The 15951-nt window shown below is 64.3% G+C and carries 17 protein-coding genes; 9 read left to right on the plus strand and 8 right to left on the minus strand.

Annotation, left to right across the window (positions count from 1 at the left end; translation table 11 throughout):
• Positions 1-4: 4 nt before the first annotated feature.
• Positions 5-364, plus strand: a complete 360-nt coding sequence (locus QZ189_RS03720; protein WP_247479943.1) for a 2Fe-2S iron-sulfur cluster-binding protein — start codon at positions 5-7, stop codon at positions 362-364.
• Positions 361-735: a Spx/MgsR family RNA polymerase-binding regulatory protein gene (locus tag QZ189_RS03725; protein WP_296417746.1), complete on the plus strand. Its 375-nt coding sequence runs from the start codon at positions 361-363 to the stop codon at positions 733-735. The genes QZ189_RS03720 and QZ189_RS03725 overlap by 4 nt, the downstream gene beginning before the upstream one ends.
• Here the strand turns inward: QZ189_RS03725 and QZ189_RS03730 are convergent.
• Positions 701-2194 (minus strand): hypothetical protein, encoded by a 1494-nt coding sequence (locus QZ189_RS03730; RefSeq protein ID WP_296417748.1) that lies wholly within the window; start codon positions 2192-2194, stop codon positions 701-703. The genes QZ189_RS03725 and QZ189_RS03730 overlap by 35 nt on opposite strands.
• Before the next feature lie 62 nt (positions 2195-2256).
• Between QZ189_RS03730 and lepB the strand changes: the two genes are divergently transcribed.
• The gene (gene lepB / locus QZ189_RS03735) at positions 2257-3018 is read left to right on the plus strand and encodes a signal peptidase I (protein WP_296415914.1); all 762 of its coding nucleotides are present in this window, start codon (positions 2257-2259) and stop codon (positions 3016-3018) included.
• Here the strand turns inward: lepB and QZ189_RS03740 are convergent.
• Positions 2987-4264, minus strand: a complete 1278-nt coding sequence (locus QZ189_RS03740) for a dihydroorotase (RefSeq protein WP_296420981.1) — start codon at positions 4262-4264, stop codon at positions 2987-2989. The genes lepB and QZ189_RS03740 overlap by 32 nt on opposite strands.
• A gap of 30 nt (positions 4265-4294) precedes the next feature.
• On the minus strand, positions 4295-5656 hold the full coding sequence (locus tag QZ189_RS03745; RefSeq protein ID WP_296415911.1) for a histidine phosphatase family protein: 1362 nt from the start codon (positions 5654-5656) through the stop codon (positions 4295-4297).
• A 96-nt stretch (positions 5657-5752) separates the two neighbouring features.
• Between QZ189_RS03745 and QZ189_RS03750 the strand changes: the two genes are divergently transcribed.
• The 5 genes from QZ189_RS03750 to QZ189_RS03770 all read left to right on the plus strand — a co-directional run bounded on the left by QZ189_RS03750 (position 5753) and on the right by QZ189_RS03770 (position 11151).
• Entirely contained in the window at positions 5753-7162 is a 1410-nt protein-coding gene (locus QZ189_RS03750) for a CPBP family intramembrane glutamic endopeptidase (RefSeq protein ID WP_296420983.1), read from the plus strand.
• A gap of 53 nt (positions 7163-7215) precedes the next feature.
• A complete protein-coding gene (locus tag QZ189_RS03755) occupies positions 7216-7668 on the plus strand; it encodes a hypothetical protein (protein ID WP_010316655.1) in 453 nt (150 codons plus the stop codon).
• Positions 7668-9485: a penicillin-binding protein 2 gene (locus tag QZ189_RS03760; protein ID WP_296415908.1), complete on the plus strand. Its 1818-nt coding sequence runs from the start codon at positions 7668-7670 to the stop codon at positions 9483-9485. The genes QZ189_RS03755 and QZ189_RS03760 overlap by 1 nt, the downstream gene beginning before the upstream one ends.
• 83 nt (positions 9486-9568) lie before the next feature.
• On the plus strand, positions 9569-10738 hold the full coding sequence (locus tag QZ189_RS03765) for a transaldolase (RefSeq protein ID WP_247477915.1): 1170 nt from the start codon (positions 9569-9571) through the stop codon (positions 10736-10738).
• Between the two features lie 32 nt (positions 10739-10770).
• On the plus strand, positions 10771-11151 hold the full coding sequence (locus QZ189_RS03770; protein WP_010316652.1) for a Crp/Fnr family transcriptional regulator: 381 nt from the start codon (positions 10771-10773) through the stop codon (positions 11149-11151).
• A gap of 4 nt (positions 11152-11155) precedes the next feature.
• Here the strand turns inward: QZ189_RS03770 and QZ189_RS03775 are convergent, their stop codons facing one another.
• The 3 genes from QZ189_RS03775 to pyrH are packed head-to-tail and all read right to left on the minus strand — an operon-like array spanning position 11156 to position 13598.
• The gene (locus tag QZ189_RS03775; RefSeq protein ID WP_296415907.1) at positions 11156-12304 is read right to left on the minus strand and encodes a geranylgeranyl reductase family protein; all 1149 of its coding nucleotides are present in this window, start codon (positions 12302-12304) and stop codon (positions 11156-11158) included.
• Positions 12301-12840 carry a ribosome recycling factor gene (gene frr / locus QZ189_RS03780; protein ID WP_010316649.1) on the minus strand — a complete coding sequence of 180 codons (540 nt, stop codon included), beginning with the start codon at positions 12838-12840 and terminating at the stop codon, positions 12301-12303. Before frr ends, QZ189_RS03775 begins: the two co-directional genes overlap by 4 nt.
• Before the next feature lie 44 nt (positions 12841-12884).
• Positions 12885-13598: a UMP kinase gene (gene pyrH / locus QZ189_RS03785; protein ID WP_010316646.1), complete on the minus strand. Its 714-nt coding sequence runs from the start codon at positions 13596-13598 to the stop codon at positions 12885-12887.
• A 100-nt stretch (positions 13599-13698) separates the two neighbouring features.
• On the opposite strand from pyrH, the gene QZ189_RS03790 reads away from it, so the two are divergent.
• Complete coding sequence (locus QZ189_RS03790; protein WP_010316644.1) at positions 13699-13905, plus strand: hypothetical protein; 207 nt, start codon at positions 13699-13701, stop codon at positions 13903-13905.
• Here the strand turns inward: QZ189_RS03790 and cobO are convergent.
• Both cobO and QZ189_RS03800 read right to left on the minus strand, forming a co-directional pair.
• Positions 13902-14525, minus strand: a complete 624-nt coding sequence (cobO, locus tag QZ189_RS03795; protein WP_083797931.1) for a cob(I)yrinic acid a,c-diamide adenosyltransferase — start codon at positions 14523-14525, stop codon at positions 13902-13904. The two genes, QZ189_RS03790 and cobO, sit on opposite strands and share 4 nt — an antisense overlap.
• Positions 14526-14605: 80 nt before the next feature.
• A complete protein-coding gene (locus QZ189_RS03800; RefSeq protein WP_296415963.1) occupies positions 14606-15772 on the minus strand; it encodes a site-specific integrase in 1167 nt (388 codons plus the stop codon).
• Between the last annotated feature and the right edge of the window lie 179 nt (positions 15773-15951).

Here is a 15951-nt window from a genome sequence, read left to right on the forward strand (position 1 = left end):
GACCGTGCCCACCATCCGTTTTGAACAGGAAGGCCAGCAGGTCGGATGCATTGAAGGGGCCAACCTTCGCAAGGCTGCCGTGGATGCAGGCGTCAATCCCTACGGCGGTCTGAACAACCTCAATAACTGTGGTGGCGTCGGCCAGTGCGGCACCTGCGTCGTCGAGGTGGTTGAGGGCATGCAGAACCTCTCCCCCCGTAGCGACGTCGAGCAGGTCTACCTGGCTGACCGTCCCGCTAACTACCGCCTGAGCTGCCGCACCAGCGTCAACGGTGATGTGACCGTTCGCACCCGCCCCCAAGGCGGCACCGGCAGCGGCTCCAACAGCCTCGTGGGCGCCATCAAGAGCCTGCTGGGCAAGTGAGCAGCAGCCGTCTTCGGCTCTTCAGTTATCCCAAGTGCGGCACCTGCCGCAAAGCCCTGCAATGGCTTGACCAGCAGGGCTTTTCTGTTGGGAATGGGAATCTCGAGCTGATCGATATCACCCTCGATCCCCCGGGCCTGGACGACCTGCGCCTGGCCTTCAACAGCCTGGGGCGCAAGCGGCTGTTCAACACCAGTGGCCAGAGCTATCGCGCCCTTGGTGCCGCGGCCGTCGCTGCACTCAGCGATGACGAGGCCCTTGCTGCCTTGGCTGCTGACGGGAAGCTGATCAAGCGTCCCTTCGCGATCACCGAAGCCGGCACGGCCCTGGTGGGATTCAAGCCTGAGGAGTGGCAGGCGGCTCTGGGCTAAGCGGCACAGGCGCTGTCAGTTCATCGAGTTCCTCCATCAAGGCGCCGATGCCGGCGCGGTTGACCTGGGCCAAGTAGTTCAACTTCACCTGCTGGAGCAAGCCGCAGAGCAGCTCCTGACTGCGCTCCAGGGTGTCCCCGCGCTCCAGAGCCGCCGCCAACTCCTCCCAGAAGCGATCACCGAAGCGCTGCAGCAGTTCCGCCTGCCGGTCATCGCTCTGTGCCAAGCGATCCGCAGTTGTCCGGGAGAGCTCAACGACGGTCTCCACCATGCTGGCGGTGAGCTGACGGGCCAGGGCAGAGGGAACCACCGCCCCCCCAGGCACCTCCCGCAGACTTTGCTCGAGGGCATGGCTGAGCAGGGACTGCAGCTCTGGGGTCAGCCTGGGGGTGACCTGGCCGAGCACCATCGGTCCCCACAACTGCAGCAAACCCAGGAGGGGCTGCTCGAGCTGGGGGGGTAGCGCGCTGACACTCTGGTGGCTGCGCAGGCTCCGAATCATGCGCGGCCACTGGGGAGATCGAATCAGCGATTGGGTGCCATCCACCAATTGCAGAGCCAAAACCTCAAAGAGCTCCAACGCCAAGAGCGAGACGACACCGCGACTAATCACGGCCCGCAGCGGCTCGACATTGATCATTCCCGTCTGACTCAAGCGCTCCACCACCGGCGCCAGGCGCATCCAGCGCCAAAAGGGCAGCAACAGCGGCAGATCGATCCAACGCCGCAGCAGGGCATCCCGCCAACTCAGGCCTGGGAAGCGCCGCCGCAAACGCAGCATCCGCAGCAGGATGTCGAAGGCAAAGACGCTTTGAAAGAGCAGAAGGTCGTAGCGCCAGAAGTGATCGCTGGGGCGGCCGTTCTCATCAATCGAGCGCCAATAGCTCGTGGCCACCAGCGGGAGGATCTGCTGCTGCCAGAAACGCCGTTCCTCCTCCCAGGAGTGTTGCTGTAGCCAGCCGTCCGAGAGCAGGCGCTGGGCGGACTGCTTGGCGGAGTCCAAGCCAGCGCGCTGACGCAGGCGGTTCTTGATTTTCTCGAGGGTGCCGCTGTTGCCTGAGGCGGCAAAGGGGTTCTCGTTGATCATCGCCTCGGTCAGTGCCACCTGTTGACGGCGCAGCTGAAGCGAATTGCTCAATGGAGCGGGTTTGAGCAGGGCCCCATCCAGTTGGTCGAACTGCTGCAGATAGCCCTGGGTCTCCCGATGGGGCTCAATGCCCTTCACCGGGTCGTAGAGCGGGGTGATGTTGGGCAGAACCGTCAGCGGAACCACCAGCGGCACCTGGGGAATCGGGGTCAGATTCCGTTGCAACCAGAAGGTGCGGAAGGGGACATAAGTGATGTCAAAGACCACCCAGACCAAATTGACCGTGGCCCAAAGGGCAATGGTCCGATCCCAGATCAACCAGCTGCGCGCCGCGCCGGTTCGCTGAACGGACAACCAACGCGGACGAACCATCGATCAAGCGAGGGGACGGACCTAATCTTCCCTAGCCGAACCCCCAGCTGGCAGCCCCGTCCTTGTCCTCGCACGATCCAACACAAGCCGCCAGCAGCAACAGCGGAGGTTCAGACCCCGAACGCAACCCTCAACAGCCCCCCCAGGAGAGTCCCTGGGTGTTCTGGAGGGGGGTGCTGATCACCCTCGGAGTGGCCCTGGGCGTGCGCCATTACGTCCTGGAGGCCCGCTACATCCCCTCGGGTTCGATGCTGCCTGGACTACAGCTGCAGGACCGGCTGCTGGTGGAGAAACTCTCCCTGCGCAGCCGCTCACCCAAACGAGGGGAGATCGTGGTCTTCCATGCACCCCACCACTTCGATCCCGTTCTGAGCGCTGATCGCAAGGTCGGACCCTTCAGTTGCGTCCTGGCCCAGCTGCCCATTCTGAACAGCATTCCAGGGGTCGCCGATCCGGCCTGTGATGCCTACATCAAACGCGTCGTCGCCGTCTCCGGTGATCGGGTCGTCGTCAACCCGCGAGGGCAGGTCAACATCAACGGCACCTGGCTCAAGGAGCCCTACGTGCAGAACTACTGCCCCGTCGATGCCCTGGGCATGGGGCAATGCCGGACCCTGAATGCCGTTGTCCCTCCGGGCCATGTCCTGGTGCTGGGGGACAACCGGGCGAACAGCTGGGATGGTCGTTTCTGGCCCGGTGGCGCCTTCCTTCCTGAGCAGGAAATCATTGGACGGGCCTTCTGGCGCTTCTGGCCCCTCCCCACATCCGGTGCGTTAGCGAGCAGCGATCCGCTTAAGGACTCCGGCGCCAAAGCTGGGGGTTAAGCCCCGTCGCCAGCACCTGCCCCTTGAGGGTTGCCTTCGCCAGGGGCTGGTTGGCAGCCAGCGGAGCGTAGGAATCCTGCTGGGCCGACCAGACCTGCTGGGGGTCAAAGAGCAACCAGCGATCCGTGCCGAGAGACAGCTGGGGAGGAGCGAGACCAAGCAGTGAGGCGGGGCCAAAACAGAGCACCTGCCAGAGCTCCTCGGCACTCCAGCCATCCGTCTGCACCAGCTCCTGCCAGAGGGCCGGCAGAACGAAGCGATGGCCGGCGACACCAGGGCGGCGCTGATCCACCGGAAGCAACTGCTCTTCAGGATCCAGCGCTTGATGGTGAACCGCCACGGCGCTGATCAGCCCCTGGCGCAGCCCATGCTTCAGCCGCTGGCGATCCAGGGCGGATCCCAGGGGCGGCTCCACACGCCACCCCTCCGCGATCGGATCCAAGCTGGCGGAGTCCACCAGCAGATGCCACCAACAGACCGTGGCGGGCGGGCGCTGGTCTGGGGCGACGGCCTCAAGCAGGTTCACCGCCTCGGCGGTGGAGAGATTCATCAGCTGCAGGCGGCGCGAGGGATAGCGCTCGGCCAGCGCCAACAGGCTGCGCAGGGGCAGGCTTTCACTGGTGGAGGGATCCATGGGCCATCCCGCCCGCAGGGCCGCGACCCCCTCTCGGACAAACCCCTCTTGAGCCAGGCGGCGATCACGGGGCGAGAGGAGGACGGGAGCGTTGTCCATTTCCGCCAGGCTGAGGCCACGCTCAAGCAGCGGCAGAGATGGGAGTTGGGCGCCATCCGCCAGCCCCAGGGCTCCACTGGCCAATTGATCGCCGTGGGGGGCCAGCTCCTGGCCATCCCCCGCCAGGCTGAAGCTGCCCCAGCGCAGAAGCTCGAAGCCCCCTGAGGACACCGGACCCAGGGCCTGAAGCCGCTCAGGGGAGTCGCGCCACTGGCAGGAGTCCGGCAGAACAGCGACGGTGCCATAGCCCGCCGCAATCGCGGAACGCTCCAGGGAGACCCTGGTTTCAGCCACCCCGTTCTGGGGATCGTCCAGGCAGGAATGGGGATCGACCAGGGCAGGGGCCAACAGGAGCCCCGAGGCCTCGATCTCTGGGGTGCCTTGATCCAGGCAACCCTCACCCCAGGAGACGATCCGGCCCTGCTCCAGACGCACGTCAGTGCGGCGAAGCGCCTGGCCTGGTCCCTCCAACAGCTGAACCTGGCGCAGCACCAGGGCTTGGGGGAGAGACATGGACATGGTCAACGCGGGGGACTGGGGCGATCAGAGCGCACCGGCAGCGGTTCGATCGATCACCCCCCCAAGATGCGCCGTTTGGTTCAAACACACCACCACTGGAGCCTGATCGGCTCCGTTGGGGTAGTCGATCACGGTGACGCCGCCGTTGCCCTGCTTGACGGCCCAGATGTCTGCCGGAGTCAGGCCCAGCAACGCGCAGAGGATCGTCTTATTCACCGCATCGTGGGCGACCACCAGGGCGGTCTCCTCAGCGGACAAGCTCGCCGCAATGGTGTTCCAGCCCCGCAAGGAGCGATCCCAGACGTCGTGAATGGTCTCCCCGCCAGGCATCTGCACGGTTTCGGGGGCCCGTTTCCAGTCGGCCAGGAGCTCCGCCCAGCCCGCTGAGATCTCCTCCTCGAGGCGGCCCTCCCATTCACCGTGGCCGATTTCCACCAGATCAGAGACGCTGGTGAGGGGCACCCCCGCGTGGTGCTTCAAGATCCCCTCCGCCGTCTGACGGGGGCGAGACATGGAACTGGAATAGGCCCGATCGAAGCTCACCTTGCGCAGGAACTCGCCGGCGGCGGCGGCTTGGGCTCGGCCGTTCTCGTTCAAGGGGATATCGATTTGACCCTGGAAGCGCCCTTGGCGGTTCCAGTCGGTTTCGCCATGGCGCACCAGCAGCATCCGGGGGCCGGGGCCTTTGCTGGGCAGGCTGCTTCCGCAAACCTCGGGCTGCAGGTGGGTCGTGCCGTTCAGCGATTCGATTTGAACCGCGACGGGCTTGGAGGCCGAACCGGCTGGCGCAGGACTGACGTTGAACACCGACAAGGAGGCGTTCTCTAAGCGAAGGCGACGGAAGCCGGAAGCCTCCAAGCCAAGGAGGGCCAGCACGAGGCAACGCAGGATCGCGTTGTGACCGACCACCAGAACGGTCTTGGGGCTTCCCCCCGGGTCATGGGCCGCCAGCAGACCATCGAGAAAGCGCTGGGCCTGCGCCATCAACTCTGGGATCGGGGCGTACTCGGATCCATCGGCGCGCCGCAGCTGGAGCTGCTCAGGGCTTCGTTTCCATGTGGCGTAGTCCTGTGGGAACTGCGTCTGGACCTCACTGCTCAGCAGGCCACTCCAAGGGGCCAGGTCCACCTCGAGCAGGTCATCGCTCAACTGCAGATCCACGCTGGATCCCTGCGCCGCCAGCAGGGCCTTGGCCGTGTCGTGGGCGCGCCGCAGCGGAGAGCTGTAAGCCGCATCAATCGTCAGACCCCGCAGGGCTTCACCGGTGGCCAGCGCCTGCTTAGCGCCCACATCGGTCAAGCTCGAGAGGTCATCTCGGCCCTGGATCCGGTGCTCGAGGTTGAAGCTGCTCAGGCCGTGGCGAACCAGCAGGATCCGGAGGGACACGGGCACTTCCTTAACGAAACGGCATCGTATTTGAGGGCTCTATGGCCCCTCACTGGGCCGCAGAATGCAGCCCAGTGAGATGCACGGGGCGGTGGGGTGAGCACGGAAAAGGAGTCCAACAGTCCACGCAGGTCAGACACACCCAACTGGAAATCGGCCCTGGCGCTGGTCAGCCTGGCCCTCAGCCTGTTGCTCTGGCTCAACGGACTCGTCAGCAGCCTGCAACGCCCCTCCGTTGGCGATGACCTCAGCCGACGCCAGCTGGAGCTGAGCGTGCTGGCCCAGGGGAACCTGAGCGAGCCCATCCGTCCGTTGCTGAGCTCGGGTGAACCCCTGAAAACCCTCCAGGAGAGCCTCCAGAACGCGATCAACGACAGCGAGGAGGAGGGCCGCAATCCACCCCCAGGACTGCTGCTTGAGCAAGCCCTGCTGCTGCAACGCACAGGGGACCTGAGCCAGGCGCAGACCCTGCTGAAGCAACTCCGCCAAGAAGGGGGAGCCCAGCAGGCGATCGCCACCGTGCTGCTGAACCCCGAACAGCACGGCCGCCAGTCGCGCGAGCAACTTCTTGCCGAGCTCAAGGGATCAACGCTTGTACGCCAGTGGAGCTGCGAAGCACTGCTGGGCGCTGAGGCCTGCCAGGGGGATCAGGTCGCCAGGCAGGCCAGCGTGCAGCTGCTGGCTGTCACCCTGGTGCCCGGCCTGGGACTGCTCGGCGGCATCGCTCTGCTGATTCGCGAGCTCTGGAGGCGCTGGCGCGGAAAGACTCCAGCGGCGCCCCCATGGCTCGGCCCAGCCCTCTCCGGCATTGACACGGTTCTGCTGGTGGCCGGCGGTTTTGTGGTCGTCGGTGAGCTCATCACTCCCCTGCTGGTGGCACCGCTGCTGACGCGGCTGCTGCAGGACTGGCCGATCGAGGCTGTGCTCAAACAGGGGATCAGTGTCGTGGTCCTCTACGGCGCCTTGATGACAGGGCCACTGCTGATCCTGCGGCTGCTGCTGAAGCCCCTCGGCCCAGGGCCCCAGGGGGGCTGGCTGCAATTCCGCTGGTCCCCCCTGCCGCTTTGCTTTGGCCAAGCCCTCAAAGGCTTCTTGATGGTGCTGCCCCTGGTGAGCCTGGTGGGCTGGCTTCAGGGACAACTCTTTGGCGATCCGGGCGGCAGCAATCCCCTCCTGGAATTGGTCCTCAACGGACACAACATTCCCGCTCTGGCTTGTTTTGGAATCACCGCCATCGTCCTTGCCCCCCTGTTTGAGGAGACGATCTTTCGCGGTGCGCTGCTGCCCGTTGCCGCCCGCTACTGGGGATCGGGCTGGGGAATTGTGGTCAGCGCCGCTGTCTTCGCCGTGGCCCATTCCAGCCTCGGAGAATTTCCACCGCTGATGGTGCTGGGGCTCGGCTTGGGCTGGCTGCGCTGGCGCAGTGGACGGCTCGGCAGCTGCGTGCTGATGCACGCCCTCTGGAACAGCCTGACCTTCGCCAATCTGGTTGTTCTGGGTTGGTGAAAACCCCCTTGCTGGAAGCGCTCTCGCGTGGTTGACTTGCGCAGCACGCGTTGATGTTTGTGGTTGCCGTTCCGCTCCAGAAGAGCAATAGAGCGCCGGGCAGCCGCTCCAGCCGTTCCCTCGAGCTGATTCAAGGCACGCTGCTTGCCCGCAAGCTGGATCGCCAAGCGCCGTGGCTTGGCAACCTGCATCGCATTGCCGATGGAAGTCTCGTCGGCCTGGGAGTTGCCGTTGTCGGTCTCAGCGCCCTGACGCTCCACTGGCAGGGCCGCTGGACCAGCAGCTTCCAATCCCTTGAAGCGACCCAGCGGCTGGAGCACCGCCTGCAGGAATCAGCGGCGGTGCTCGAGCAGCATCACCTCTCGATGACCCGCAAGCCGGCCCTGCTGGAGCCCACCAGCAGTGAAAAGCTCGTGTACGTCGCTCCGCCGGCCGTCTCAGCAGGGCCAGACTTTGAAGCCCTCTTGGCCCAAGTCAATCCCGGTCAAATTCTTCCGGGCTACTGATGGCGCAGCAGGGGCTGCAGGGTCGCCGCGCCCCTGCACCACGGGAAGGACGTGGTCCAAGACGCAACCGGGTCGTGGATTTGCAGCCGGTGCCCCCGCGCCGGCTTTGGCTCGTCTACGGCCTTCTGGCGGCTGGACTCAGTGGTTTAGCGCTGCGGCTGGCCTGGGTTCAGGTGATCCAGGGCAACGAATTGTTGAACCGGGCCCGAGCGATTCAGACCCAAACGATCACGCCCCTTGGCCGCAGGCGGACGATCGTTGATCGCCAAGGTCGCCTGGTTGCCCTGGATGAAGAGCGCTTCACCCTCTGGGCCCACCCCCGCTACTTCTCCTTCCCTGGAGACGACATCGGAAGGCTGCGCAGCCCCCTGGATGTGGCGCGCAAACTCTCCCCCGTCCTGGCCAAACCCATGGGCGAGTTGCTCAAGGCCATGGATGGCCGTAAATCAGGGGTGAAGCTGGCCAGCGAGCTCGACCCTGAAACCGCACAACGGGTGCGCGAGCTGGGCATCAGCGGTGTCGACCTTGAGGCCTATCCCCAGCGGGTCTACCCCCAAGGGGGACTTTTCGCCAATGTCGTTGGCTTCCTCAACCTCGAGCGGGTCCCCCAGGCGGGTCTCGAGCAGAGCCGTGACCGCGACCTGCGTCGCCAAGAGGCCTCCAAAAGTCTCCGGCGTGGAGCCGATGGCACGCCCCTGCCCGATGGTCTGAAACCAGGGGTGCTCTACGGCGACGACCTCAAGCTGCAGCTCACCCTCGATGCCCGCCTGCAGCAAGTCGCCCAGATGGCACTGGCCAAACAGGTCAAGCAATGGAAGGCCAAGCGCGGGGCCGCGTTGGTCATGGATGTCCGCAACGGTGAGCTGCTGACCCTGGCCTCCACCCCGACCTACAACCCCAACCAGTTCTGGAAGTTCCAGCCGGGATTGTTCCGTGAGTGGTCCGTCCAAGATCTCTATGAACCGGGGTCAACCTTCAAGCCGATCAACCTGGCGATCGCCCTTCAGGAAAACGCCATTGACCCGTCAGGAAAGGTGAATGACTCCGGCCAACTCACCATTGGCGGCTGGCCGATCTTTAACCACGACCGCAAAGGCAATGGGTTGATCGACTTCCCAACGGTCCTGCAGGTCTCCAGCAACGTGGCGATGGTGGAGGCGATGCGGCGGGTTCAACCGGCACGCTTCTGGCATTGGCTCCACACCCTGGGAATCGACAACACCCCGGATACCGACCTGCCCGGCGCCGTAGCCGGTCAGCTCAAATCCCTCGAGACCTTTAAAACCCAACCGATCGAGCCCGCAACGGCCGCCTTCGGTCAAGGCTTCAACCTGACGCCCCTGAAATTGATCCAGCTGCACGCGATGTTGGCGAACGGCGGCAGGCTGGTCAGTCCCCACATCACCCGCGGCCTGCGCTCCGGTGATGACCTGGCCAGCGCCCCGCCGGCCTCAGGGGTGCAACTGATCCGGCCCGCCATCGCCCAAACCGTCCTCAATTGGATGGAGACGGTGGTGGAGAAAGGCAGTGGCCGTGGCGTACAAATCCCAGGCCACCGGATTGGCGGCAAAACAGGGACGGCGCAAAAGGCACGCAATGGTGTCTACGTGGCCGGAGCCAAGATCACGAGCTTCATCGCCCATTTGCCGATCAACCAACCGCGCTATGTCGTGTTGGTCGTTGTCGATGAGCCGAAGGGCGAAAACGCCTACGGATCAACGGTGGCGGTTCCCGTCGCCAAGCAAATCATTGAGGCCTTATTGGTGATTGAGAAAATCCCGCCCAGCCGCACGGTTCCCACAACGGCCCGTCAGTAGATCGCACTGCGTGACCGCTTGATGACAACGGGAGTCACGCCCCGATTGGCATCGCTAGCTTGAAAATACGTTTGGTGCCCGGCATGGCCAATCTCCTCGACCAACTGGCCGCGATGACCGTTGTTGTCGCCGATACCGGTGACATCGATGCGATTCAGCAGTTCACCCCCCGGGATGCCACCACCAACCCTTCATTGATCCTGGCGGCGGCCCAGATCCCGACCTACCAAAACCTGATCGATACCTCCCTGCGGGAGTCCCGCGAGGTCTGCGGCCCCTCGGCACCGGCTGAAGAGGTGGTGCGCGAAGCCCTCGACGAGATCTGCGTCACCTTCGGCAAGGAAATTCTCAAGATCGTCCCCGGCCGGGTCTCCACCGAAGTGGATGCGCGCCTGAGCTTCAACACCGAAGCGACGATCACCAAGGCCCGCAAGCTGATTGGCCTTTATCGCCAAGCGGGCATCAGCCGTGATCGCGTGCTGATCAAGATTGCCTCCACCTGGGAAGGCATCAAGGCCGCGGAGGTGCTCGAAAAAGAGGGCATCCACTGCAACCTCACCCTCCTCTTCAGCTTCGCTCAGGCCGTGGCCGCCGCTGAGGCTGGCGTCACCTTGATCTCCCCCTTTGTCGGCCGCATCCTCGACTGGTTCATAAAGAGCACCGGCCGCGAGAGCTATCCCGGCCATGAGGATCCGGGCGTGCTCTCGGTCACCAAGATCTTCAACTACTTCAAGACCTTCGGCTACAAAACCGAGGTCATGGGAGCGAGCTTCCGCAACATCGACGAAATCGTCGAATTGGCAGGCTGTGACCTACTCACCATCTCGCCCAAACTCCTGGATCAACTGCGCAACACCCAGGGGGATCTGCAACGGAAACTGAACCCCTTTGATCCAGCGACGACGGAGCAACAGATCCACCTAGATGCCCAAGGCTTCAAGGCGATGATGGCCGAGGATCAGATGGCCACTGAAAAACTGGATGAGGGTATCCGGGGATTCACCAAGGCAATCGAGACCTTGGAAGCCCAATTGGCCCACCGTTTGGGCGAACTGGAGGGAGCCAGTGCCTTCCAACATGCCGCCCAGGAAATCTTCCTGCTGAACGACCTCGATGGCGACGGCTGCATCACCCGCGAGGAATGGCTGGGGACCGATGCTGTGTTCGATGCCCTGGACACCGATCACGACGGACGTCTTTTGCCCAATGACATCCGTGGCGGACTCGGTGCGGCCCTCGCCATTAACAACTGACTTAGGCTCTGGCCCAGTTGGTTGGCTGTTGCGTGAACGCCCTCGAAACCATGCGTGCCCTGGCCAGCCAGGGAGAGGTGATTCAGGCAACGGCAGGTGATGCGATCTTCTCCTCCGGGGAGACCGGAGACTGCATGTTCGGGGTTCTGGAAGGAACCGTTGAGCTCACCTGGAACGACGAGGTCGGCCATGAGGTCATTCAGGCCGGCGACGTCTTTGGGGCCGGTGCCCTGGTGACGGCGGAGCATCGCCGCTACGGCAATGCCAAAGCCGTCAGCGACTGCAAGCTGCTGAAGATGAACCGCGAGAAGTTCCTCTTCGCCGTTCAGGAGTCCCCGATGTTCGCCATCGAGCTGCTGGGCTCAATCGATCAACGCCTGAGGCAACTCAAGGACTGCACCAAGGTCGGCTGAGCGCTCAGCCCCGCTGGAACAGCAGACGTTTAATCACGCGTTGGGCGATATCGCCGTAACCCATCTCGCCCGAAAGAATTTGGGCGATCCGTTGCGGCGCTGTCGGTCGCTTGATCCCCAGCTGGTAGCCCACTTTCGGGACCCGGTAGAACACCTGTGCAATGCGCCGGCCCCAGGCCATGGAGTCGCCCCAGTGCTGGCGCATCTGGGCGCTGTATTGAGCGAGGGCCTGCTGTTGCTCATCGGCAGCCGAGCTGCCCAGGTAGCGATCCACCGCGTCAGCGGCCCGCACGCCACTCATCAGTGCTGGGCGTAACCCCTCCGCCAAAAAGGGATCACAGAGGGAGGCCGCGTCACCGACCACCACGGCGCCAGGGACATGCAGTGGGTAGTGACCATCCCAAACCCTGAGGGGAGAACGGCGCCGCAGGCCGGCATCCGGCGCGAGGCCCAAGGAGGGAAGCAATTCGGCTAACACCGCATCCGCATCCGCCGCTTCGCGGCCAATGAAGGTGCCCACTCCAATGCTGTAGCCCCCTTGCCTGGGGAAGGCCCAGCAGAAGCCATGGCGCACGAGACCGAATTCGAATCGGGCCGTGTCCCCCTCCAACACCTCGGCATCAACCTCAGCCGCCAGGGCTTCTGCAAAGCGCGGCTGACTGGGACCGAGGCCCAAGGGGGCCGCAAAACGAGAGTTGGAGCCATCGGCAATCACCACGGCTCGTGCGCGGTAGCCATGGCCACCGGCTTCCAACATCCATTGATCGCCATCCCGCTGGATTGACGACACTTCGGAGCCATCCAGCAGTTCCGCACCCTCCGCAACGGCCCGCTCAACCAGATAGTGGTCCAGCTTGGAGCGCTGCACGATCCAAAACGGAGAGTCGCCAGGAAGGACCGCCACCACCGGATCCTCCAGGCACCAGGTGAATTTCACCTGGGTGATCACCCGATCAACGGCCGGCTGCAGATCAAAGGGAAACCAACGCTGCACGGAGGCCGCCATGCCACCGCCACAGGGTTTGGGCCTGGGAAGGGACTGCGCCTCAAGCAGCAGAACACGACGTCCCCGCGCAGCCAGGTGGAAGGCCGCTGCGCCGCCGGCAGCACCGGCGCCGACAACGGCGACATCAAAACAGTGCGGTTCGCTCACACCTTGAGGATGTCTGCTTCCTTCTCAGCCAGCAGTTTCTCGATCTCAGCAATGAACTTGTCGGTGAGCTTTTGGACCTTGTCCTGCTCATCGCGGCTTTGATCCTCGGAGAACTCGCCCTCCTTCTCCTGCTTTTTCACCTTGTCGATCGCATCGCGGCGAACGTTGCGCAGGGCCACCTTGCCCTCCTCGGCATACTTCGCCGCCAACTTGCAGAGCTCCTTGCGGCGGTCCTCCGTCAGGGGCGGGATGTTGATACGGATCAACTTGCCGTCGTTGTTGCAAGTCAGCCCCAGGTCACTCATCGAAATGGCCTTCTCGATCAGCCCCAAGGAGCTGCCATCGAAGGGCTGCAGTTGGATCGTCGAGGAGTCTGGGGTGCTGATGGTGGCCAGGGACTTCAGCGGCGTATCCGCGCCGTAGTACTCCACCTGGATCTTGTCGAGCAGCGACGCATTCGCCCGGCCGGTGCGAATCGTGTTGAAGGTGCGCTGGGTGGAATCCACCGACTTGCGCATGCTGGCTTCGAGATCCATGGCGAGAAAAAGGGCGTCGCTGAAGAAAGAAAGGGGCCGACCCGTCAGGCCGAAGGAAGGATGCTGGTGCCGATGGGCTCACCGCGCACAGCCCGACCAATGTTGCCGGAACCGAACAGATCAAACACCACGATTGGGATGGCGTTGTCCTTGCAGAGGGCGATGGCCGTGCTGTCCATGACCTCTAGCTCTTTGCTGAGGACATCCATGAACGAGAGGCTCTCGTAACGCACCGCGTCGGCGTGCTTGTTGGGGTCCTTGTCGTAGACCCCGTCGACCTTGGTGGCCTTGAACACCACGTCGGCTCCGATCTCAGCGGCCCGCAACGCAGCGGTGGTGTCCGTGGTGAAGAAGGGATTACCCGTACCGGCGGCAAAGATCACCACGCGCCCCTTCTCCATGTGGCGGATGGCCTTGCGACGGATGTAAGGCTCCGCAACCTCCTGCATCGAGATGGCGCTCTGGACGCGGGTGGGAATGCCGGCCCGCTCCAATCCGTCCTGGAGCGTGATGGCATTCATCACCGTCGCCAACATGCCGACGTAGTCAGCGGTGGCCCGGTCCATGCCGGCGGCGGACCCCTTAAGACCGCGGAAGATGTTGCCGCCGCCCACCACGATCGCCAGTTGGCTGCCGTCGGCGACCACAGCGGCGACATCCTTAGCGATGGCATCCACCACCGCAGGATCGATGCCGTAGCCCTGCTCGCCCATCAGGGCTTCGCCGCTGAGCTTCAGCAACACGCGCTGATAGGCCATCCCTTCGTGCTGCAGCTTCGTTGGCCGAACAGTAGCAAGCGTGAGATCCCTTGCCGACGCTGGCCAGGAGCGCTTCGATGCCAGCAGATGGGAGTGCTGGATGGACAGGCATCAGGACCAACCCATTCCACCGGTCGGCTCCAGCCGCAGCGGCCTCATGGCCCGGCTCACCCTCTCGGCCGTGGAACAACTGACCGAAGACCCCCGCGCCTGGGCTGAACCGGTCGTGCATCGGGCGCTGTTGATCAGCGGGCTCTCGGTGCTGATGAGCGCCCTGGCCACGGTGCAAACCCAGACCAGTCCTTAGAACTCAATACCCGCCTGGGCTTTTACCCCCTGTTCCCGGAAGGGATGGCGCACAAGCTTCATCTCCGTCACCAGATCAGCACGCTCCACTAACGCCGCCGGAGCGCCGCGGCCGGTGAGCGCCACATGGGTCAAGGGCGGCCGCAGCTTCAATCCCTCCAACAGATCCTCCAGATCGAGGTAGCCCAACTTGAGGGCCACATTCACCTCATCGAGGACCACCAACTTGCGCTGGGGATCAGCGAGGTACTCGCAGGAGCGCTTCCAGGCCTGCTGCACCAAGGCACGGTCACGCTCGCGGTCCTGGGTTTCCCAGGTAAAGCCCTCCCCAAGGGCATGCCAGTGCAGCGCTTCACCAAACAGCTCCAGCGCCTTGGCCTCGCCGGGTTGCCAGCCCCCCTTAATGAACTGCACAACGGCCACCTGCTCCCCGTGGCCCAAGGTCCGCAGCACCAACCCCAGGGCTGCCGTGGTCTTGCCCTTGCCATCACCGGTGAAGACCAGCACCAGTCCCTTCTCCAGGGAGCGCTCCCCAACCCGCTGCTGCTGCACTTCCTTGCGGCGAGCCATGCGCCGCTGGTAGGCATCGGCCGTGGCCTCAGGGGCCAGGTCTCCGCCCATCCCCAACTCCGATGCTGTCTGGTCCAGGGCGTTGGGATCGGCCACAGCTTGAGGTCAGGGGTGCCTCCAATCTGGCGCGGTTAAGCCGCGCTCGCCTGGTGCCGGGCCAGGGCCGTATCCACAGCCTGCTGCTGATCCCGGCGGGTGATCCAGTGGTGATAAGTCCTGGTGTGGATCGCCACGGAGTGGCCCATCATCCGAGCCGCCACCGTGTCGGGCAGACCGATGTGGATCGTGCGAACCGCCCAGGCATGGCGCAGGTCGTAGGGGGTGAGGGGCAGGTCGTAGCGACGGAACTGCTCGGCAACACGGCGGCCGACCTGCTGCAGGGTGGTGCGGCGGAGATCGGTACAGACCGCCGGCAGAAGCTGACGCTGAGCCCCTAGTTGCTCCAAGCCGAAGCGCTCCACCCACTCCGGTTGAAAGGGCCAAACCTGGTGCTCTCCGGTCTTGCTCGTGGGCAACACACGGATCACCCGATCGCCCCCGGGTGCCAAGGCGGAGAGGTCGGTGAAGAAGACCTCATGGTTGCGTAGGCCATAGGTCGCCATCAGGCCGTAGGCCAAGCGCCATCCGGGGTTAGGAATGCGCTCAAGCCACTCCAGGATCTGAAGGTCGCTTGGGAGCTGGCGAAATTGGGCGGCATGCAGGCCATAGCCCCCCGCCCGCTCACCCCAGTCAGGGGGCAACGCCAACCCTTCGGCTCGAGCCAGGGCCGCGAGGGTGGTGCCGCACTGCTGTCGCCCCCGCGAGGCCAGGGGATAACTCTCCAGAACGGCCTCCAGAAGCGGCAGGCCCCAGGCCATCCCCTGGTCCCCAGCCAAGCGCTCGAGGCGGCGGACATAGGGCAGATAGGCGCTGCTCCAGGTCGTCCGGGCTCCGGAGGGATTGCGGCGGCGGCGCGGATCTTGGAAAAACCCCTGCTCAAAGCGCTGCAGCCGTGCCGCAAGCGAAGAGGCCGTCGCTGGGGGCAATGGCCCCGTGGGAGCGTCCTTGGTTTGAAGCCAGTCGTCCCAGCAGAAGCGCTGCTGCTGAAGCTGCTGCAGGACCAGCTTCAGTTGGTGGCGGGCCTGCTCGAGGCCGGCTGGGTCAGCGTCAAGGCCAAGGCTGATCCGTTGCACCCGCTGAGCCGACCCACCGCTGCGGCAGGGCAAGGGTCCCCTCAGGCCGAGCCGGGAACCCCGGCGCTCCAGCCGCAGCGAAACACCGCTGGCGGCCAGCAGCGCGTTGTGTTCCCGAAGGGCCAGATCGAGGCGTTCGAGGCTGATCTTGAGACCAAAGCGAGCCGGCCGACCTTATCGAGCCTGAACGGGAGCGACCAGCCCCCAGCCGGCAGCGTTACGCTCGCCGCTGTTGTTGTCCGATGAAGCGGGGCATGGCCAAGGTCGGCGTGGTGTTGCTGAACCTCGGCGGCCCTGAGCGCATT

This window comes from Vulcanococcus sp. CPBay_Sum15L08_68, assembly GCF_017855895.1.
Taxonomy (GTDB): Bacteria; Cyanobacteriota; Cyanobacteriia; order PCC-6307; family Cyanobiaceae; genus Vulcanococcus.